Origin of the sequence: Agarivorans sp. B2Z047 (genome assembly GCF_023373605.1) — a bacterium.
Lineage (GTDB): Bacteria > Pseudomonadota > Gammaproteobacteria > Enterobacterales > Celerinatantimonadaceae > Agarivorans > Agarivorans albus.
The window spans coordinates 224920-246775 of sequence record NZ_CP088080.1 but is presented as its reverse complement, the minus strand read 5'-3'; the positions used below and the strand labels follow the sequence as shown (position 1 = coordinate 246775).

Annotated in this window: 15 protein-coding genes; 9 read left to right on the top strand and 6 right to left on the bottom strand. The window is 45.5% G+C overall.

What is annotated here, in order from left to right; genetic code table 11:
• The first annotated feature begins 11 nt into the window (after positions 1-11).
• The 6 genes from arnA (at position 12) to LQZ07_RS01130 (ending at position 7760) form a co-directional block, all read left to right on the top strand.
• The gene (arnA, locus tag LQZ07_RS01155) at positions 12-1988 is read left to right on the top strand and encodes a bifunctional UDP-4-amino-4-deoxy-L-arabinose formyltransferase/UDP-glucuronic acid oxidase ArnA (RefSeq protein ID WP_152783735.1); all 1977 of its coding nucleotides are present in this window, start codon (positions 12-14) and stop codon (positions 1986-1988) included.
• 2 nt (positions 1989-1990) lie between these two features.
• Positions 1991-2905: a 4-deoxy-4-formamido-L-arabinose-phosphoundecaprenol deformylase gene (gene arnD, locus LQZ07_RS01150; protein ID WP_152783737.1), complete on the top strand. Its 915-nt coding sequence runs from the start codon at positions 1991-1993 to the stop codon at positions 2903-2905.
• Between the two features lie 13 nt (positions 2906-2918).
• The gene (gene arnT / locus LQZ07_RS01145) at positions 2919-4568 is read left to right on the top strand and encodes a lipid IV(A) 4-amino-4-deoxy-L-arabinosyltransferase (RefSeq protein WP_152783739.1); all 1650 of its coding nucleotides are present in this window, start codon (positions 2919-2921) and stop codon (positions 4566-4568) included.
• A 3-nt stretch (positions 4569-4571) separates the two neighbouring features.
• Entirely contained in the window at positions 4572-4931 is a 360-nt protein-coding gene (locus LQZ07_RS01140) for an EamA family transporter (protein WP_016399874.1), read from the top strand.
• Positions 4928-5350, top strand: coding sequence for a 4-amino-4-deoxy-L-arabinose-phosphoundecaprenol flippase subunit ArnF (arnF, locus tag LQZ07_RS01135; RefSeq protein ID WP_152783741.1), 423 nt, complete (start codon positions 4928-4930; stop codon positions 5348-5350). The genes LQZ07_RS01140 and arnF overlap by 4 nt, the downstream gene beginning before the upstream one ends.
• Positions 5351-5474: 124 nt before the next feature.
• Positions 5475-7760, top strand: coding sequence for an AsmA-like C-terminal region-containing protein (locus tag LQZ07_RS01130; protein ID WP_152783743.1), 2286 nt, complete (start codon positions 5475-5477; stop codon positions 7758-7760).
• Between the two features lie 7 nt (positions 7761-7767).
• Here LQZ07_RS01130 and LQZ07_RS01125 read toward each other — a convergent pair whose 3' ends face one another.
• The 3 genes from LQZ07_RS01125 to LQZ07_RS01115 form a co-directional block, all read right to left on the bottom strand.
• Positions 7768-8682 carry a LysR substrate-binding domain-containing protein gene (locus LQZ07_RS01125; RefSeq protein ID WP_152783745.1) on the bottom strand — a complete coding sequence of 305 codons (915 nt, stop codon included), beginning with the start codon at positions 8680-8682 and terminating at the stop codon, positions 7768-7770.
• 93 nt (positions 8683-8775) lie between these two features.
• Positions 8776-9693, bottom strand: coding sequence for a bifunctional GNAT family N-acetyltransferase/hotdog fold thioesterase (locus LQZ07_RS01120; RefSeq protein WP_152783746.1), 918 nt, complete (start codon positions 9691-9693; stop codon positions 8776-8778).
• Between the two features lie 100 nt (positions 9694-9793).
• On the bottom strand, positions 9794-10228 hold the full coding sequence (locus LQZ07_RS01115; RefSeq protein WP_152783748.1) for a hypothetical protein: 435 nt from the start codon (positions 10226-10228) through the stop codon (positions 9794-9796).
• Between the two features lie 268 nt (positions 10229-10496).
• On the opposite strand from LQZ07_RS01115, the gene LQZ07_RS01110 reads away from it, so the two are divergent.
• Positions 10497-11768 (top strand): hypothetical protein, encoded by a 1272-nt coding sequence (locus LQZ07_RS01110; protein WP_152783750.1) that lies wholly within the window; start codon positions 10497-10499, stop codon positions 11766-11768.
• 134 nt (positions 11769-11902) lie between these two features.
• Here LQZ07_RS01110 and LQZ07_RS01105 read toward each other — a convergent pair whose 3' ends face one another.
• Positions 11903-12862 carry a MalM family protein gene (locus LQZ07_RS01105; protein ID WP_152783752.1) on the bottom strand — a complete coding sequence of 320 codons (960 nt, stop codon included), beginning with the start codon at positions 12860-12862 and terminating at the stop codon, positions 11903-11905.
• A gap of 87 nt (positions 12863-12949) precedes the next feature.
• Complete coding sequence (locus tag LQZ07_RS01100) at positions 12950-14146, bottom strand: carbohydrate porin (RefSeq protein ID WP_152783754.1); 1197 nt, start codon at positions 14144-14146, stop codon at positions 12950-12952.
• Positions 14147-15026: 880 nt separating this feature from the next.
• On the opposite strand from LQZ07_RS01100, the gene LQZ07_RS01095 reads away from it, so the two are divergent.
• Positions 15027-18257, top strand: a complete 3231-nt coding sequence (locus LQZ07_RS01095) for a GH116 family glycosyl hydrolase (RefSeq protein WP_152783756.1) — start codon at positions 15027-15029, stop codon at positions 18255-18257.
• A gap of 15 nt (positions 18258-18272) precedes the next feature.
• Positions 18273-20687, top strand: coding sequence for a GH36-type glycosyl hydrolase domain-containing protein (locus tag LQZ07_RS01090; RefSeq protein WP_152783758.1), 2415 nt, complete (start codon positions 18273-18275; stop codon positions 20685-20687).
• A 70-nt stretch (positions 20688-20757) separates the two neighbouring features.
• Here the strand turns inward: LQZ07_RS01090 and LQZ07_RS01085 are convergent, their stop codons facing one another.
• Positions 20758-21855 carry an ABC transporter ATP-binding protein gene (locus LQZ07_RS01085; RefSeq protein ID WP_152783760.1) on the bottom strand — a complete coding sequence of 366 codons (1098 nt, stop codon included), beginning with the start codon at positions 21853-21855 and terminating at the stop codon, positions 20758-20760.
• Position 21856: the final 1 nt, after the last annotated feature.

The following is a 21856-nucleotide window of genomic DNA, read 5'->3' as shown; positions in this document are numbered from 1 at the left end:
AGGAATAAGCCATGAAAGCAGTGGTGTTTGCCTATCACAACATTGGTTGTGCTGGTATTAAAAGTCTTCTCGATGCAGGTGTAGAAATCGCCGCAGTGTTTACCCATTTAGACGATGGCAACGAAAATGTCTTTTTTGAATCTGTAGCCAAGCTAGCGGCACGTAACGGTATTCCAGTATTTGCACCGGAAGACGTAAATCATCCATTGTGGATAGAAAAAATTAAGGCGATGCAGCCTGAAGTATTCTTCTCCTTTTACTACCGCTCAATGATCAGCCAAGCAGTACTAGATTTAGCGCCAAAAGGCGGCTTTAACCTACATGGTTCACTATTACCACGCTACCGTGGTCGCGCACCGGTAAATTGGGCGCTGTTAAACGGCGAAACGGAAACTGGCGTAACCTTACATGCCATGACCAGCAAGGCCGACGCAGGTGACATTGTTGCTCAAGAAAAGCTTAGCATTAATGCTGACGACACTGCAGCCACCTTGCATAGCCGCTTAACCGAGCTAAGCAGCCAGCTATTGGCAACTACCCTACCTCAATTAATCGCTGGTACGCACAGCTTAAGTGCACAAGATGAAAGCCAAGCCACGGTATTTGGTCGCCGCACTCCTGCAGACGGTGAAATAAAATGGGCCGACAATGCGCAAACTATTTTCAACTTATGTCGCGCAGTAACCGAACCCTTCCCTGGTGCCTTTACCTTTTTAGGTGAGCGCAAGGTGATTTTTTGGAGCACCAGTGCCAGCGAACAAGAATTTGATGCAACGCCAGGTACTATTGTTGCCACCGCGCCGTTAACCATTGCTTGTACTCAAGGATCTCTAATTGTAAATGCAGGCCAAACTGAAAACGGTTTGTACTTAAATGGCGAACAACTAGCAGCTGAAATGCACTTAGTTGCCGGCATGCGCTTTGGTCCACAAGCCAGCGCTGTTATTGCTGCAAAACGCCGCCAAAAAGTGCTTATTTTGGGTGCTAACGGCTTTATTGGTAACCACTTAACCAAGCGTTTACTAGACGACGGTAAATACGAAATTTACGCCATGGACATGAGTGCCAACCAAATTGAACAGCACTTAAGCCACCCAGATTTCCACTTTGTAGAAGGTGATATCACCATTCATAACGAATGGATCGAATACCACATTAAGAAGTGTGACATTGTATTGCCACTGGTAGCGATTGCGACTCCGATTGAATATACCCGTAATCCGTTACGTGTATTTGAATTAGATTTTGAAGAGAACTTAAAAATTGTTCGTGAGTGTGTAAAGTACAACAAGCGCATCATCTTCCCGTCTACGTCTGAAGTATACGGCATGTGTACCGATGATGAGTTTAATGAAGACACTTCCCCGCTAATTACTGGTCCAATTAACCGCCAGCGCTGGATTTACTCGACCTCTAAACAGTTATTAGACCGAGTTATTTGGGCTTACGGCAAGAAAGACGGCCTTAAGTTTACCTTGTTCCGTCCATTTAACTGGATGGGCCCACGCTTAGACAGCTTGAATTCAGCACGAGTTGGCTCTAGTCGCGCGATTACTCAGCTAATTTTGAACCTAGTTGAAGGCACCCCCATCAAGTTGATTGATGGCGGCGAGCAAAAACGTTGTTTCACTGATATTTCTGAGGCCATTGAAGCCTTGTTCCGGATTATCGAGAACAAAGACGGCTTATGTGATGGACAGATCATCAACATTGGTTCGCCAGACAACGAAGCCAGTATCAAACAAATGGCTGAAACCCTGGTTGAGAAGTTTGATGCTCACCCACTGCGTGAAAAATTCCCACCGTTTGCCGGCTACCATTTGGTAGAAAGCAAGACCTTCTACGGTGATGGCTACCAAGACGTGCAGCATCGTCGTCCAAGTATTCGCAACGCCAAGCGTTTACTTGATTGGGAACCAAGCATTATGATGGAAGACACCATCGAGGAAACCCTCGACTTCTTCTTAAAAACAGCTGTTGATGAGTAATAATGAGTTCGAAAGACACCATTAAAGTTGGCCTTCGTATAGATGTTGATACTTTTCGTGGCACGCGCTTAGGCGTGCCCAAGTTATTAGACACCTTTCAACGCCACAATATTAAGTCGTCGTTCTTCTTCACCGTTGGACCCGACAACATGGGGCGCCATATTTGGCGCCTTTTGCGTCCTGCTTTTTTAAAGAAGATGCTCCGCTCAAAAGCCGCCAGCTTATACGGTTGGGATATTATCTTTCGAGGCACCTTTTGGCCTGGCCCCGTGATCGGTAAAAAGCTTGCTTCGGTGATTAAAGATACCGACCAAGCAGGTCATGAAATTGGCTTGCACGCTTGGGATCACCATAAGTGGCAGATGAAAACCGACAGCATGTCGCAAGCCGAACTGGGCAAGGAGATCCGTAAAGGTTACCAGCTGCTGGAAGAAATCACCGGAAAAGACGTGCAATGCAGTGCAGTGGCCGGTTGGCGCTGTACCGAAACCACCCTAGACGAAAAAGAAGCCTTTCCATTTCGCTACAACAGCGATTGCCGAGGTGAATCTATTTTTGTTCCCAAACCAGGAATGGCACCACAAATTCCAGTTACTTTGCCGACTTACGATGAATTAATTGGCCAAGACGGCGTAGACGAAAGCAACTACAACCAAGCCATTCTTGATCGAATTAAAGCCGATGCGTTAAATGTTTACACCATTCATGCAGAGGTTGAAGGCATTGTTTGCGCAGAGATGTTTGAGCAGCTGATTATTAGTGCTAAACAGCAAGGCATAGAGTTTGTACCGCTGTGTGAGTTGTTAGATCAAGATTATGTAACTTGGCCACAAGACAGCATATTAAATATAGAAATGGATGGGCGCGAAGGCTGGTTAAGTCATCAAGCCTCGGTTGTTCGCCCTCATACCAGTTAAACCAGGAAGTACCATGCGCCACTTACGAATTAACCTAGCTACTTGGGTGCCGATATTCTTTATCATTTTGTACCTATTACCTTTGGGTCTGCGTGATCTTTGGTCTCCCGATGAACTGCGTTACGCTGAAATCTCGCGAGAAATGGTAAGCAGTGGCGACTGGGTAGTTCCTCGCTTTAACGACTTACGCTACTTCGAAAAGCCAGTAATGGGTTACTGGATGAACGCGGTCTCACAACTTGTTTTTGGCGAAACTAACTTTGCGGTGCGTGCTGCGTCAGCCTTTAGCGCTTTAGGGGCGGCTTTTTGCATATTTTTGCTGCTCGCGCGCTTCGCCTCTCGCCCAGTTGCTTGGTTAAGCTCCGGCATTTATTTAAGCATGTTTATGGTGTCTGGCGTGGGCACCTACAGCGTATTGGACAGCATGCTTAACCTTTGGCTAACCGCCAGCTTTACCGCCTTTTACTTTGCCATTCGCAGCGAAGAACTGCGGCAACGAGCCAAATATTATGGTTTGGCAGGTTTTTATTGTGGCTGTGCGATACTAACCAAAGGCTTTTTGGCACTAGCTTTACCTGTGTTAGTGGTTGTTCCCTACATGTTTTGGGATAAGCAGTTTAAAACCATTTTGAAATGGGGTTGGTGGGTAATGCTGCTGGCCGTTTTAGTTTGCTTGCCATGGGGCTTAGCCATTCATGTAGCAGAGCCAGACTACTGGCACTACTTCTTTTGGATTGAGCATATTCAGCGCTTTGCGGCAGACAACGCCCAGCACTCGGCGCCTGTTTGGTACTACCTGCCATTTTTAGCGACTGGCGTTTTACCTTGGTTATTTTGGTCGCCCAGTGCAATTGGTCACTTAAAAGGCCAAATGCACTCGCCATTGTTACGCTACGCCTTATTGTGGGCGATATTGCCGCTGCTATTTTTCTCCATGGCTAAGGGCAAACTCGCTACCTATATTTTGCCAATAATGGCACCGCTGGCGATCTTGTTTGGCTTTGGTATTCAACAGGCTTTTGCCAAATCCTGTAAGGGTTTAATCTGGGGAAGCTGGTTAAATGCAATTCTATTTGCACTACTTGCCGTTACCACCTTGGTGCTGCATTACACCGGTAAACTGCCCTTAGATGCCGAAGAAGCTTACCGCCCATGGTTGCTATTTAGCATCTTTGCCTTTTGGTCGGCTATGGCCTTTTTGGCCATTAAAGCCACCAGCTTAAACGGCAAAGTCGCCAGCTACATGCTGATGCCTTTGGGTCTATTCATGCTAGCTTGGGCAACCTTCCCAAATGTAAGTATCTACTCAAAAATGCCGGCTAAGTTTATGCAGCAAATCTCGCATTTAGTAGAGCCCAATACGGTGTTAGTAGCCGATTATCCCGATACTATGTCGGCGTTTAACTGGTACTTTAAGCGTGAAGACGTGTACCTAGTAGGTCAAAAAGGCGAGGTGCGTTATGGCTTAGAATACCCAGATGCCCAACATCGCTTTATCGAAACTAAGCACTTAGCTGAATTTATTGAGCAGCAACGCCAGCATGCGCCAGTAATGGTTTATTACCACGATAAACCGGATATGGATGGCACGCTGCCTGAAACCACCGAGCGTATCGACAAAGGCCGCTATACCATCCTTTATTATCAAGCAGCAACTGACTAAATTATGCTTAATATAATGCTGATCGTGGCGTCTATTGGCTGTAGTTCGTTAAGTCAGTATTGGCAGAAACGTGCGGCTTTGCTGTTTGCCGCTCAACCAAATTTAAGCACGCTCGAGAAACTACTGTCTAAACCTTTATTATTAGGCATTATTTTCTTGGGCTTGGGCGCTATTTTTTGGCTAGGAGTATTAAGCCAGTGGGACGTATCGGTTGCTTACCCGCTGTTAAGCAGCAATTTTGTCATCATGTTGCTTATCTCTAAGTTTGCATTTAATGAAACGGTTACTCCGCGTCAGTGGTGTGGCGTGGGGCTGATTGTATTAGGTGTCGCCTTTCTTGGTGGAGTGGAACAGTTTTTATGAAAAACCATCCGCAAAGTGTGGTGTTAGCCTTACTAAGTGTCGCCTTTATTTCGCTGGCTCAGTTAGCCATGAAATGGGGCATGACCCAGTTAAGCCTGCAATTTCCAAGCTTGCAGGAGCTTTGGCATGCAGCACAGTATAGTGCTTTAGTCTCAAATTATTTGCCTTACTACATTAGCGTAGTAGCTGGTTTAAGCTTTTATGCCTTATCAATGCTGTGCTGGGTAATGGCATTAAAGCACCTGCCTCTTTCACTTGCTTACCCCATGCTTAGCTTAAGCTATGTTATCGTGTATGTAGCAGCCATTAGTTTACCTTGGATAGGCGAAGCATTTAGCTGGCCAAAGGCCCTAGGCATAGTGCTGATACTAGCAGGAATCTATCTGGTATTTCCGAGCAAAAAGGCCAAGCAAAGTTAAGCACTGTGTTTGTTGCGCCTTTATGTAAAAGGGGTGAAGCCTGTGCTGTTAAATATGTGAATACTCAAGTATTGTTGGATAGATACGATAAGTTATTAATAAGTCGCATGGAGTTTGCGCCAATATGAAACGCTTTTTCGACCTGCTTGCCATTGTTTTTTTACTGTTGCTGGCAACTTCGGTCTTTTTCTTATTCTCTTTCCATCCCGATCGCTACAAAAGCGATTTTTTGCATTGGTTCAATCAGCAAAGCGACTGGCAACTTAACTACAACAATACACAATGGTCACTCAACAAGCCTCTCAGCATAGAGGTATTTGATTTAGAGCTCGCCAAATCTGGCCAAGCAGCCTTGCTCACTAAACAAGCCAAGCTAAACTTTGCCTTGATGCCTTTGCTGCAGGGTAAAATTCAGATAGATAGTCTGCTACTTGAACAACCACAACTAGCACTTACCCAACAACTGTTTAGCCAAACATCAGACAGCAGCGAGCCTACCGAAGCCAACAACATCAGCTGGTTAAACACAGTTCAAATTAATCAGCTGTTGCTCAAAGACGGCGACTTACTATGGCAAGATCTGCAACAATCTTACCGACTAGAGCGCTTTGAATTAGCTATAGAAGACTGGCAGATTGATCTTAACGAACCCGCGCCAAGCCATTGGCAGTTCACCTTACATAGTTCAGCTCAGCGATTTACAACCCCGTGGCAAGACATCATGTTGCCACAGCTAAGCCTTGCCTATGGCCAGCAGCAGTTAGTGATAGAGCACATCGGTGCCGATCTATTACAAGGCTCGGTTTATGCTTCTGCCGAACTGAGCAATAAGCAACTCACCATACGTGAGCTCGCTTTAAACAACTTTAGGCTAGAGCACTTTGCTCCAGAACCTAGTGCTCAAAAAAATCAAACTGCAGTCCCATCAAGCAGTGAGCAAAATTGGTTAAATAACTTGCCTGAACTTGCTTGGTTAAGCAGTATTCAAATTGACAATTTATTGCTAAACCAACTTAGCTTAGCCACTCAGTTACAAGGCCACAATGTGGTGCTGAACAAACTAACGGCAGAGCTAGAAAACATAGCCAGCCCATGGCCTTACCAAGCCAACAAGCTGCGCGGCGAATATGCTTTTATTGCCGATGAGTTAGGTATTGACCACATTCAATTCAGCGATCTTACCGCTAGTGGGCAAATAAGCGATGGCCTATTTTCCGTAGATGCCTTACGTAGCCAGCTATTTAAAGGACAGCTAGGGTTATCATTAAGTTATCAATGGCAACAGCAAGCGCTGACTCTGCATCAATTGCTGTTAAGCAATAATGAAATTCCGATCCAACCCAGTTGGTTACCTGATAGTGACAGCACTACAACAAGCAACAAAGAGAAAAACTTAGAGAAAAGCGCTACTAAAGCCGCGGCACCACTGCAGCAGCTAAACATTGAACAACTTGAGCTACAGCAAGTGAAGCTGCTGTCTTACGCTGATCAACTCCCCTTTTCAGCTACTGGTTTAAATGTTGAACTGCGTCAACTGCAAGTAATTCAAGATGGTCTGTGGCAGAGCATTGACCAACTTTGGCAGCCACAAAGCCAAGTGTTTATTGAAGCTCCTGAGCTGGCTTATCGCGGTATGCTACTCAGCCATGTCAGCTTCGACTTGGGTGCAGACCAAGAGATTGGCTATTTTAACTTATATGGTGAACTACCCTTAGGCCAATTTGAGTTACAGGGACAAGCCTTGTTAGATCAAGAGCACAAACCTTGGCAAGCTGAAATCTCCGGCCTATTGCTCGATATTAGCCCACTGGCGCGCTTAGCCAATAATCGCCAATTTAGCTTAGTGGGAGACTTAGAGCTTGCGGGAAAGTTAAGGGGTAAGCTCAATGACTTTGGCTCAAGTATTGATGGCTCGATTGATTTTCACAGTCAGTTAATTCAATTGCCAGGTGCCGATTTAGAAGTGACCCTCGACCAAATTATTGAAAGCCCGCGGCAGTATTATGAAAAACCCAACCCTTTTATAGCCAGTGGCTGGCCGGTGTTTTGGCAAGATCCGCAAAGCTTGCCTAAAGGCATCACCCAATTTACTAATTTGGCGCTAAGCGCAGAGTTAGAGCAAGGCAAACTAAGATTAGCTCCTCAAGAATTATCCGGACTACGTTATGGACTCACCCTAGCGGGTGAAATTGACCTAGCGAAGCAACGCTACAATCAACTAAAGCTTGTAGTAGCCGACCAACCTTGCTGGCGTTTAGTTCACACGGTACATGGTGCTTGGAGCAAGCCCCAAGTAAGTTTTGATCACTACCTTTCGCCACGCCGCTTCTCAGTTGATCAGCAAGACTTTACCCGAGCTCCCAGCATACCGCAGTGTCGTTACCCATTAACAGAAGAAAGCTTGCAGTAATAACGATTCACTCGCTTAACGTTGCCAAAGCTAGTGACATTGCATGTTCGATAAAGCAGTCGCGCAGCGGATTTTGGCTGCTGTCTTTGCGCCATACAAAGTTAAAGCTTCTGCGCATATCTAAATCTGGTGTATTTAGAGCAATCAACTCGCCCGCTTTTATCGCCTGCTCCACACTACGTAAAGGTAAGCAACTCAGGTAAGCCCCGTCGGCTACTAAGGCCACTAAACTAGGCACATGGCTATACTCTCGCCATACTTTGAGCTTAGTGATTTTGCCATGAATGGCGCCGTTAAATATGTCTCTGGTCCCAGAGCCTGTCTCACGCAGTACCCAACGCGCTCGGCTTAGCCGAGATAGATTTACTTGCTCTAGCTCAGCTAATGGATGCTGCTTACCCGCCACCACGACCAGCTGGTCTTCACACCATACTTGTTGGGTAATCCGGCTATCTGAACAATGCCCTTCAATAATGCCAAGTTGCAAACGGTAGTCGAGTAAACCTGCTATAACTGCTTCGGTATTGCTGATTTGAGGGCTAATCGCTAAGTCGGGATAACTCTTATCTAAACCGGCGATGATTTGTGCTAAAAAGTACTCAGCAATGGTTTGGCTAGCACCAACACTGAGTTCGCCACTGATCACTTGTTGGCCGGCAAAGCCTTGCATAATGTGCTGACTTTCCATCAACACGCGCTTGGCTCGCGGGCGTAACCAATGCCCCCAGTGATTGAGGCGAAGACGCTTACCTTGACGCTCAAATAGCTTTTGGCCTAAGCCTGTCTCTAGCTGATTTAAGGCCATGCTGGCAGCAGATTGGGTCATAGCCAGTTGCTGAGCAGCAACACTCACACTGTGGGTTTCGGCTATAGATACAAACACCGATAACTGCTTAAGGCTAAAGCGATAAAGATGTTGCATATAAGTTTTCCTGATTGTGTGCACCAAGTATATTTACATACTAAATATACTTGGATTTACACACAAGGATAGCTGGAGGATGTATCTAAACGCTTAACTATCGAGTTCAGCCTGGAGCTTGGGTAGGATGACATAGAAACCTTTGAACTCAGCTGCCACTTCTTTGTTATGGCACACCTGAACAGTCACGGTCATTTTGCATTTTTTGCCTTCAATGAGCGGCAGTAAACTGCCTTTCATTTGGCTCTTCTTCACCTTGGCTAAAGCATCTTGATCAATCGCTTTACGATGTTTAATTTCCCCTTTAGCCAATACGATGTCACCAGCGAATCCATGCTCTTCTAACATCAACCAAATCATTCCCCAACCCGACAAAACCGCCTGGCTGTATATGCTGCCAGCAAACATGGTGGAATGCGGGTTGCCGTTTCCGGCAATAGGTAATTTAGTGGTCAACTCGTTACCGGTGTATTGATGTAAACGCACACCCATTTTTTCGCTTAGAGGAATTTGTTGGTTAAACATCTGTTGTAGCTGAGTACATAGCTTGGGTTGCCTTACAAAGCGGTGCTCTGGCGACAACTCTTTAACCATTTGCTGTACTTTAATTTTCACTTTATCGAAGGTAGGATTGCCGGCAGGCTCAAAACCGCAGCTGCTAAAAAAGGCTTGAGCGTCTCCCCGCGCGTTTACCACAATGCGTTCTACACCTTCATCGTGAGCGGCTTCTTCTAAAGCCATCATCAATAAAGTGCCCAAACCTAGTTTTCGCTGCTCAGGACACACCGCTACATGGCGAATCAGTGCCTCTTTGTTGTCACTCAAAAACAAACGCCCAACCGCTAAAGGTTCACCTTGGCGGTCACGAATCATGCGGTGAATACTGTGGTCATCATAGGCATCTCGTTCACTGCCTAGCGGCAGCTGCAAAGGCTTGTTCAATACTTCCCAGCGAAATCGATAATACTTATCCATTTCACCCGATGCATCCGGACAAATTACCTTAAACATGGCGGTTCCCTTCTTGCTTTGCTAGCAGACCTGCTGAAGCTCTCCAGTGTCTTACTATGACACTTGTCATTAACAATAATTCACTCAGCATAGCCTACATTTATTTTGTAGCTGCTTTGCCAACTTTACATATTGCACTTAATTGCAACAATAAACCAACACTTAACATGGTAGTTAGCATGTCCATCACACTGTGGTAGTTCAAAAACCACATCAGCCATAAATAAACAAGGTAAGCCAACCAAGAAATTAAGCGTTGTTTTGGCAAGACCCTATGAATAGCCAGCTGTAGACTAAAGGCAACAGCGGTATGGGTGCTGTAATCTAAGGCTAAACGCGGCCACCATTGCCAGTAGTTATTAGCAAACATCAACGAATAGCTAATCAAAATACTCAGCAATAAAAAACCACTAATTTGCTTAAGCTGCTGCCGAGAGTCACTGCCATCAAAAAGTCGCCAGCCCAGCCAAAGCAGCACAATCACTTGCAAGGGCGTGTATAGATCAGCCAATAAGGCTACAAGTTGGTTTAACAAAAAATACTCCAAGTGCTTCAAGCAAGCCGACAAGCTTATACCAATCACACTAAGTACGGGATCAGAAATATCGTAGGAAAAATATTCGAGAATAAGGCAGGATTTTTCGATAAGTAGTTATTCTACAATCAAAAATTCTAACGCAGTTATCGAGTATTTTAACCAGATAGAATGAACCGTTACTTAGTACGATTGGTATTACTATTGCTTAGCATTTACATATAGAATGCTTATTCGATAACACGATATTAAAGTAGGTTGCTGCTCAATGTTCAAAAAAAGCGTAGTTTTCTTAACCGTGCTAATGGTTAGTGCTGTTGGAGGTCAATTCTTTAGCCAATACCAATATCAGCGTCAGGTAGAGCAGCTAACCACCAAGCTCAATGAGCAACACGCTTGGTCTTACCAACAAAGCCTAATAAGTAAAGACTGGTTCACTCGCCAAGAGCAATGGCAAATAGAGGGTAACTTTGCAGATCTTGGTTTAGAGCCTCAAGCTTTCACCATCATGCTGCAGCATAAAATCAGCTTTTGGCCCTTATGGCTTAGTGGCGAATGGCAAGTGGATGAGCAACAAAGCGACTACCAACAATGGCTGCAGAGCAATCAATTAAGCAGTATCCCCCATCTTGGTCAGTGGCAGGCCAACTTACTTACCCAAAATCTAAAGCAATCGCTAAGTATCGATAGCTTCGAGCACAACTATTCGCAGGTAGACTTAAACTTTCATCCCTTGCTGATTACTTCAAATAGCGACCTAGATTTTGCTAAAGGCACTGCCAGCCTAAACTGGCAAGGTATGGAACTAGACGATAGTTCACAAAATGGCGACCATATTCATCTACAGCAAGTGAGCGCTAGTGAGCAGTTTAGCCAACGCCAAGGTTGGACACTTGTAGAAAGCGCCAACTGGTCAATAGAGCAACTAACCCTTCAGCTAGAGCAAGGCAACACCTTGTTAGATTTGCAAAACTTAGTAGTGAGTAACCAGTTTAGCGAACAGCAACAGCGGGCATTTATGAGCGTAAATAGCTCATTAGAACAATTTAATTTTAAAGAAGCGCAACAAAGATTTACCTTGAATGAGCTTATTTTAACTTCCAAGATCGGCGGCGTTCCAATGCAAAGCTTGATTGCTCTTGCGGGGGCTAATCAACAGCAGCGCTCAGAGCAAGACTTAGATGCCTTGGTGCAAGAACTTATTTCAGAAGGCATAGAGTGGCAGCTAGAACAATTAGCATTAAAGATTAATTCGAATTTTCAAGATCTTGCCATGGTTGGAGATATAAAGCTCTCGGGCAATGCAAAACTTCTGCCCTTTGAGCTAAATGCCGTAAACAGCCCACTGCAGCTACTCCGCTATTTAGATCTGAATGTAGAGCTAGATGCCAATGACAGCTTGTTTAACTACAGCCCCTTATCGGCTTACATTATGGCGCTGCGCAACGCAGGTTACTTGGTTCATCAAGATGGCCGCGACCAAAGCAAGCTCATATTTAATGACAGCGAATTTACAATGAATAGCCTACCGGTGAACTAATGCCGACCTAAACAAGCAAACACAGCCAGCCTATTGATTTTTTTTGCACCAAAACCTGAACTCCTAGCCAAAAAAAACGGCGCACTAGGCGCCGTATAAACAGGGATTAGAAAAAAACACACTTGTGTACTGCACTACTGTTGCTGCTGTTTCTTCAACTGCTCCATAAAATGGGATTGCGCTTTTGAAGATCCGGCACGCTCTGCCTCCTCAACTAGGTTTAAGGCCCTAGAGAGGTCATTCTTTTCTACCGCTTTACTAATCTGCTCAAGATAGAACTTCTCAGTATCGCTGAGCATCTCTTCTTTAGCTTGGCTAGCCACTACTGCCGTAGTTGCTGCCGCGGCAGTGCTCGCTGACTCAGCTTTTACAGGTGCTGGCTCAACGGGCGTAACATTCTGTTGGGTGGTGCTTGCTGGTGTAGTAACAAAAGACGAACTAAACAACACGTCTGCAAAGCGAATATCTAAGTTACCAATAGGCGAATGCTTAGAATAATATTTAAAGGTAGCTGGTAATCCCCCGCCAGTTTTTTCTTCATAAACAGTTTTAGGGTCAATCAATTCGGTTCTTCCAGCAAAGTCAGTTGCCTTGCTATAAACCAGCAAGTAACGAGCACGCTTAGCTTGCTCTGGCAGCAATTCCTGCTTCATGCTGAGGAAGCCTTCCGCATTTAAGGTACTGTCTTCAATTCGAAGCACTTCTTTTAGTCTTTCATCATAGAAAATAACAGTAGGTACAAATACCGTTCTGCCAACAATGCTATCTAAGTAAAAGGTAAACTGGGTGATGTTTTCAGGAATTAACAATGCTGCGGTGTAAGAGTTTCCTTCAGGAAAACGCACTACCGGTGATTTTTCAGTAACATCAATCCGATTAGTTCTATCTAAGGCTAATAACTGGTATTGCAGTTGCGAAGGAAGTAATGGTGAAACATTATTTGACTGCAGATTGGCAGCAATTTTTGCCTCATCTACATATTGGGTGTTCCAAGTGCGAAACGGGTCAGTGACTTCAAAAGGCTTCTCATCACTAGAGCTTGAACAGCCGCTAGCTAATATACAGCCCACAATTACCGTTAATACTTTTTTCAAATTTCCACCTCTTAATTGTGGGCGCTAACAACTTAGCGCCCACTCCTTGGTTGAGTACCTAATAAACTGTACTCAGCTTAGCTGGGTTTACCACCAAGCTTCAACCATGGCACCAATTTTTGTTAAGTCGTACTTATCGGCACCATCTGTTTTAATCTCACCCGTTACCGCGTAGAAGCGAACTACAGGGCGAGACCACATGAAGTGACCCACTTGGAAGTTTTGAGACAAGGTAACTTTCCATGCATCACTACCTTTACCGTCTTGCTCAGTAGCTTGGAAACCAGCTTCTACAGCAGTGGCCATGAACTCATTCCAGTGGTGTTGTGGACGAACCGCAACGCTGTACTCATTGTTTTCTTTAAAGTTACAGGCTTGACGGCCATCTTCACACTCAATGCGTAACCAGTTGGCGTTGTATTCCATAGCAGTCATTTCGCCGAAGTTAACTGCGCCATCTAAAAATACACCGTAGCTGTCTGCGTTAACATCACGAACATTCGACCAGTTGTGACCCGCTGAATTAGAGATGGTTAAAGCGGCAGCATCCGTCTCGTAACGACCGGCTAGTTGGAACCAACCATTGCTTAAACCTTGACGGTATGAAGCAAAGAATTGGTGGGCAGAATCATTATCGAAACCGTCTTTTTGCGCACCGGTAGCAAAGGCATAGTTATAGCGGAACTTCAATGCACCTTGCTCGCTTACCTTGATGTCGTGCCAATTAAGCATTAATTGGTTCACTTGACCATCGGCAGTATCAGGGGCGCCAGCACCAGAGCCCGCTTGAGTCCAACCTAAATCTAGTTGACCTAAACCTACATTCAGATTATCAACACCAGCACCCGAACCATCGGCACTCATCATGAAGTAATCACTTAAACCGCCTTGCTCACGACCATAGAAGCGTTTACCCGCCCATACGTAAGCATCTGGTTGAGAAGCAAAGATACCTTTACCGCCACCGTAGAACTGAGCTAGACCAATGGTATCGCCCCAAGTTGGCGAGTAACCAGGAGTGTTTAACATTACATTCATGTCAAACTGAGCGTCGCCATTCTCAAAACCTTGAGTAAGCATGAACTCCATCCAGTTACCTTCGTTACCTAGACGGCCAACACCATTAATTACACCGTAATCACCTTTGATAATTCTGATTTCATCGTCAGAAGTTTCTTGAGCATAACGGCCGTAACCAGAGAAATTAGGGGTACCAGCGAATGAGCTAAGTGAGGTTGCCGCGGACGCGACTGCAATTGCAATTGTAAGCGCTTTCATTTTCATTTTGTTCAACTCCGTGTGAATCTTGAAATTTTATTGGAAGCTTTTTTTATATATGGCCAACTAGCCATGGTTTAGCAGTATAGAGCTCAAAATAAGATAAATAAGTGACCTTCATCACTAATGAAAACGCTTGCAAATAGCGGCGATCACAAAACATACAAATTTCATACATTCTGTTTCATGAAATATTCTCGAAATCCACATCATTCCAAGAAAGCACTTACACACATAAGACATTGAATTAAAAACAAAAAATACCCACAAACCAAAGGCATGAAACAGCCATGAAACAAATGATGTTTTTTCACATCAAGAAGTTCATTACAAAAATCGAACTATGTGAGGCATATCAAACAATTTTTCCCAAGTAAACATTTGCACATTTTTGAACGCTACCATTAGCGTTAACAAGCGATGTTAACTAGGCATTTCAAGGCTCTCAGTTATTTTCATTTGACCTTTTACTCTAAAAATTAAACAAGAAAGAGTGAAACAAATGTTAGCGCGCACCTCTATTCGCTAAGAGTTCAAACCTCATGGCAGCAGATTTCCCCCTCCTTCAATTAAGAAGAAACTCAACTAATGTTTTTTTGGATGAGCGATAGCCATGCCAAGCTAAGAAACTTGTCACGCATGCACTTGTATTAAAAGAAATAGCGAGCAAAGGCCGCACTACATATAGCTTACAGCCAGTTAGCAAGTGGGAAGAAACAACACTATCTAACGAAAAATGACAGCTTCTTTCATGGCTTTCCTATTACGAAATCTTTTATTGAAGCGGATCACTTTTTCGAATTGAGGCGCTAAACAAGCAAAGCTCAACTGTTAACATGCCATGTGAAAGCGCTTACACATCAAGGTATTTAGAGAGGTTGAACCAATGTTGCATCGTTATACCGCACAATCCAGTTATCACGGCCAAGTAAACGACTTGATGAGCCCAGGATTAGCGGATGAGTTTATTCAACCTTGGTACGTACCATTAAGTACGACTCCAGCAGATACAGGAATTGCTTTAGGCGGCATTGGCAGTGCTTATACCTTTACGCCAGCGGGTACAACGCCGCTACTACATATGCTCCCCGGCCTGCACTTAAGTGACCAACAGCGTGATAGCCTGCGTTTAGAAGACTTCTATTTAAGCCAAACTCCGGCCGACCAGCAACAGCTGGTAATTGTTAATCTCAGTGATTTTCAGCAAAAGCAAAAATTCTTTGCCCTAAGCAAGGCTGAACAAGCACCGCTATTTACGCCTGACATGAATGGTGAGCAACAACTTGCAACGCTTCAGCTTCTGCTTAGTGAACCAGAGTTCTATCAATGGAATGCTGCAAACTTAGAGCGATGGAATGTAGAACTATCCAGCAAGACTCAACAACTGATTGCAGCCGCTAAGCAAACCAACCAACTGAATATAAGTTGGCTATTAGACTTTTACGATGGTGCCTTAGGTCTGCAGCAACAATCACAGCAGGCCTTAATTGGCGATTGGGAGTCAGATCAATACAACGGTGTAGCGGCTTGGCCTTGTGAACAAATAGACTACAGCGCACTGTATCCGGTGGCTAAACAACAGTTTAGCGGCCAACAAGCGATTCAAGTGAGTAAGTATCACTACAGCCCGGTTATTCCTAACCATGAAGATTGGGCAGCTTTACCGATAAGTTATACCCGAGTGGTATTACACAATAGCAGCGGCCAGCGACAAAGCTTTAGCCTAGTGAGATGCCTAGAGAACCTCTCTGGTTTTCAGGCAATTAAACAGCGCCCTGGGGTTCAAGATGCAGCATGTAGTTTGGTAAGAGCAGCCAATACTCAGCAAGCTCATGCCACCAGCTGGCAAACAGAAGGCAAGCATCACTACGCCATAGAAATGAGCGGTAAAGCCAGCCCTGGTGTGGATTTTGACGGCCAAAGCTGTATCTCGATATCGGCGCCAACGCAGTGTTGCGTGAGTGCAAAACCTTATTTTTATAGCGACTCCAGTGCCCAACAGATTGCCGGTGCACTCGCCAGTGGCCGCTTTGCACAGGCGGTTGACCGTGGTATTTATAGCGGGCGCGAACTAAGCTCAAGCGCCTTATGTGTTAGCGGCGAGCTAGCCCCAGGCGAAAGTGTTGAGATCTTATTCTCGCTGGTTCTCGACTTCCCGCATATTCAATTACCCGGCTTAAGCAGCCAGAAAAAATACCGCCAGTTCTACCCTGAGTCGCAAGGCCGCGCCTTAGCCATTTGTAAGCGCGCCATTGAAATAGAACCGCAAGTGCAAGCAGCCCTAACGACGGTTAATCAACAATTAATGCCCAATGCATGCTTGGATACGCTGCCCATGTCCACCAGCGGCAAGGCCGAAACCCGCACGCTAGCGCTAAACACCTTGTCATTTTTGGCGGAAGCTACAGTATGGGATGAACAAGATCGATTCTTAGTACGAGAGTGTGCCGACTATCCATTTTTCAATTCCTTAGATGTTTACTTTTACGGTTCATTCTCGCTGTTACAGTGCTTCCCACGCTTAGATGGGGCAGTAATGCGCCACTTCTCACAGGCAGTATTGGCGGAAAACAACATTGTTCGTCGCCACCACGAATATGTAGGCCTGCCGCATGCGGACCTACCCAACAGCAAAACCGAAGGTCCTCGGGCAGTGCGCGGCGCGGTGATTCATGATCTCGGCAGCCCCTTTGATGCTAAACCCGATGCCTATGATTGGCACAACGTTAAAGAGTGGAAAGATTTAGCCCCCAAATACATTTTAATGCTGTTGCGTCATTATCGCTTTCACGGCGATAAGGCTTTGCTGCAAGATTGCTGGGAAGCTTGCCAAGCAGCCATGCACTACCTACAAGCAATGGTTGAGCCTGGACAATGTTTCCCATTAACCCGTGGCACCGACGACACCTTTGATAACCTGTCTTCACACGGTATTTCGGTATATTGCGGTTCTTTGTGGATAGCCAGCTTAGAAGCTTATGCCTGCATTGCAGAACTGCTAAACAAAGCCAGTATTCCGCAAGAATACCGCTACCTTGCCAGCCGCGCTCGTAAGCAATTTCAGGCCAGTTTATGGGATGAAAAAGCCGGCTACTTCCACTTTTATGTTACGCCTTTGCAAATTGGTGACGTAACAGAAAAACGGCGCGAGCAACTGATCACCAGCTTACTCGACAGCCCATTTTCTCAGCAGTTAAAGCTAAAGCAAGACAGTTGCTCTGTGGAACTGGTGGAAGCGCTTAACCGCTGGTTATCTACTCCTGAACTGTTAGGACTTGGTGAGCTAACAACAAGCGTTGAGCGCTTGTGGGCTAAGCACCATAGTAGCCAAACTTGGCCGATTGACGCCGAAAACCCAAAATTATGCCGCCAACTTCGTAAATTAGCGCTAGTTGCCTTGGGCGATTTTTGGCAACCCTCATGGTTAGATAAGATAAGCCTAGACAGTGATGACAGCTTTGCCGATCAGCTATTGGCCGATAGCTACTGCCGGATGTTGCAATTGCCTGCAGTCTCTAGCGAGCAACAACAACGCCGCGCCCTAGAGTACGTTTATAAACACAACTACCAAATAAACAGCGCGCGAGTGGGAGCAGCCAATTTAGTTAGCCGCTACGGCGAGACTAAAGAGTGGGATAATTTTCAAGCTCACGATGTGTGGATTGGGGTGCAATACTCTTTGGTCAACGCCATGGCTGCCCTGGGCATGCAACAGCAAGCAGCGGATTTACTCAGCGCCTGCTACCGAAACTTGTACCTAGATGCTCGCGTTCCTTTTGCAGCACCAGAGGGCTTTAACGCCAGTTGCCGTTTTGACGCCACGCAGTTTGCCCAACTAGATGAGCCAGCAGCAATCGAGCTTAGCAAAGCGCTTATCGAGTTAGGTTTACTCTATGCCGATGGCCGAATAGCCGCCGATATTCCACGCCAGCTCAGCGAATTTAAACTGCGCAGTGCCGCTGTGTGTCAACAATTTCAGTTAGACAGCCAAACGCTGTTTTACGCCCTTCACCATACCGGATTGAAGTACACCGCTGGTCGTTACTTCCGCCCTGGAATGATCTTTTCACTGCCTTTGGTTAGCTCAACAACCAAATCAGAACAGCATTCAGCTTAATAATTTGAGGTAAATATGAACAAGCAATACGGTTACTTCGATGACCAAAACAAAGAATACGTTCTAACTACGCCAAAAACGCCAATAAAGTGGGCGAACTATGTAGGAACTCTAGACTTTGGTGGCTTAATTGATACCACTGGTGGCACCGTAGTATGTAAGCAAGATCCGGCGTTAAACCGTATCACAAAGTATATTGCTCAGCTGCCTCAATCTGAGTTCAAAGGTTCAACCATTTACATACGCCGTAAAACTGAGCAGGGCTATCAGCTGTTTTCTCCGTTTTATACGCCTTGTTTAGAAGCCTTAGATAAGTTTGAGTGTCGCGTAGGTTTGTCTTACACCCGCTGGGTTGTGGAAGCACAAGGCCTACAAATTGACGTAAAAATCTTTGTACCACAAGGCTCTAGCACCTTATTACAAGACATTAAGGTGACTAACATTAGCCAGCAAATGCAAGCAGTAGATGTAGCGCCGGTGTATGAATTCACCCACTTCGATGCGTTAAAGCAGCTGGTGAACGCCGACTGGGTTCCACAAACCATGACCCTAAAGGCTCACGCTGAAGATAGCGGCCATGTAGTGTTAGAGCAATACGCTTACATGAAACGCGATAGCGCAGTTAACTACCTAAGCTGTAACCGCCCTGTTGATTCATGGGAAGGTGATCGCCGAGCATTTTTAGGCGATAACGAATTTGGTTCTTGGTCTAAGCCTTTGTCGTTACAAGAAGAAAGCTTAAGTAACTCTGAATGCGACCGCGGCGATAACGTGGGTGCATTGTTGGTTAAACTGGGCGAACTGGCACCAGGACAAACAGAGCGAGTAATCACTCAACTTGGCCAAGTACCTAGCTTGCAAGAAGCTGAGGCAGACATTGCTTTATACCGCAATGAACAAGCCGTTGACCAAGCCTTTGCCGAGCTTAGCGGTTTCTGGGAAAACTATCTTGATGTAATGCAAGTAGACACCCCAGACGACGCCATGAACTCTATGCTAAATGTGCACAATCCGCGTCAATGTCATACCACCAAAAACTGGTCACGCTACTTGTCGCTTTACCAGCTAGGTTATGGTGCTCGAGGTATTGGTTTCCGTGACTCCTCGCAAGATTTAATTGGGGTAATGGCGCATATGCCGCAAGAGGCACGCGAATTTGCCGAGCGCTTACTTTCGGTACAGCTAGAAAATGGTTCAGCCATGCACCAGTACTTCCCACTCACTATGGAAGCCAATGAAGGTGACTCACGTGAAGAGCCTGATTGCCCAGATTACTACGGCGATGACCACTTATGGATTGTGCTTACTGTTGCGCAATACTTAAAAGAAACTGGCGATTTAGAGTTCTTAAACAAACCCATTACTTACTACAGCAAAACTCTGGAGCTGGCCGACCGCAGCCAAGGTAGTGTTTACGAGCACCTACTAAAATCCATTGATTTTACTTGGAACAACATTGGTGAGCATGGCCTACCGCTATTGGGCTTTGCCGATTGGAACGATACGGTTAACTTACCGAGTGGCGCAGAATCTTTATTTGTTGCCAACCTATTTGGTAAAGCCTTAAAAGAGTTAATCGACATTGCGTCAGCCATTGATGATAAAACTAATTTAGAGCTGCTTAACGGCTACTACCAAGAAATGAAGCAACGAGTGAACCAACATGCTTGGGATGGTGAGTGGTGGGTACGCTACTTTACCAACCAAGGCGAGCCTATCGGTTCTCATAAAAACCAGCATGGTAGCTTGTATACCAACGGACAGTCTTGGCCGGTTATTTCAGGTTTTGCCGAAGGCGATCGGATGCTGGCAGGCCTAGATGCTGTAAACCACAAACTAAATACCAAGTACGGCATTATGTTATCGGGCCCTGGCTACAACGGCTTTGATCCTCAGCTTGGTGGGGTAAGTACTTACCCACCTGGAGCAAAAGAAAATGGTGGCATTTTCCTACACTCTAACCCTTGGGTAATGATGGCTGAAACCATTGCTGGCAACGGTGACCGAGCCTTTGAATACTACAACCAAATTAACCCGGCTTTCCATAACGACAACTTGGATGTGTTCCAATCAGAACCTTACTGTTACCCACAAAACATACTAGGTGCAGAACACAAGCAATTTGGTATGGGGCGCAATGCTTGGTTATCTGGTACCTCAGCTTGGACTTATGTGGCGGGTACCCAATACATACTAGGTATTAAACCTACTCTAGTAGGCCTAGAAGTTGACCCATGTATTCCTAAAGCTTGGCCAAGCTTTAGCGTGAAACGTCGCTACCGTGGCGCCCAGTACAATATCACTGTGAGTAACCCTCAAGGTGTTAGCTCAGGCGTTGCAAGCATTAAAGTTAACGGTGAAGCAATTAGCGGTAAAGTGCTTCCGGTATTTAACGATGGTGAACATCAAGTAGAAGTAGTGCTAGGCTAAGCCTCGCAACAAACACAAAAAAGCCAGCGTAATGCTGGCTTTTTTATTTTGTGTCATAGCTTAGAGAATATTAAGGCTGAGCTAAAGACTCTTGTGTTTCACCATCAAATAAGTGTACGAAGGTGGCATCTAAAAAGATGTCTAATTCACTGGGTAATTTAGTGTGCTCAGCCGGCGCTTCAATAATAATGCTCTGTCCACCAAGCTCTGCTTTAACATGCATAGTTGCGCCCAATAGCTCACTATCTGTGAAAGTAGCCTTAGCAGCAATCACATGGCTAGGCTCTAGCTGCTTTTCATGCAAATGAATATCGTTAGGACGAATGCCCAAGGTTAGCTCTTGGCCTTCTTGCAACGTCCCAACAAACTTCTCAGGAGCTTTAATCTCTTGGCCTGCTAACTCCAGTAGCCACTCACCCTGCACCTGCTTGGCCTTAGCTGGGATCATATTCATTGACGGAGAACCGATAAAGCCAGCAACAAACTGGTTTTTAGGTTGGGTAAATACTTCGTAGGGCGTGCCGATTTGAGCGGTAACGCCTTTGTTCATTATCACAATGCGGTCGGCAAGAGTCATTGCCTCGACCTGGTCGTGAGTCACGTATAAGGTGGTTACACCCAATTTGTTGTGCATATCTTTGATTTCTGCACGCATTTTGCCACGCAGTTTAGCATCTAGGTTAGACAGCGGCTCATCAAACAAAAATAGCTTAGGTGTGCGCACCATAGCACGCCCCATAGCAACTCGCTGGCGTTGACCACCCGACAGCTGCTTAGGTTTGCGATTAAGGTAATCCGTTAGCTGCAGCATCTCGGCGGCCCACTCTACCGACTTCTTAATCTCTTCTTTCTTAACTCCTTGAACCTTGAGCGCAAATGCTATGTTTTCATACACTGTCATATGCGGGTAAAGCGCGTAGCTTTGAAACACCATCGCTAAATCACGGTCTTTCGGGTCAACATCATTCAGGCACTTATCACCCATTTTGATTTGACCCGAAGTGATGGTTTCCAAGCCGGCTACCATCCTTAAGATGGTTGACTTACCACAACCCGACGCACCGAGTAATACAACAAATTCACCATCACTCATCTCTATGTCGAAACCTTTTACGATTTCGACCTTACCGTAGCTCTTACGAAGATCTTTAAATGACAGTGACGCCATA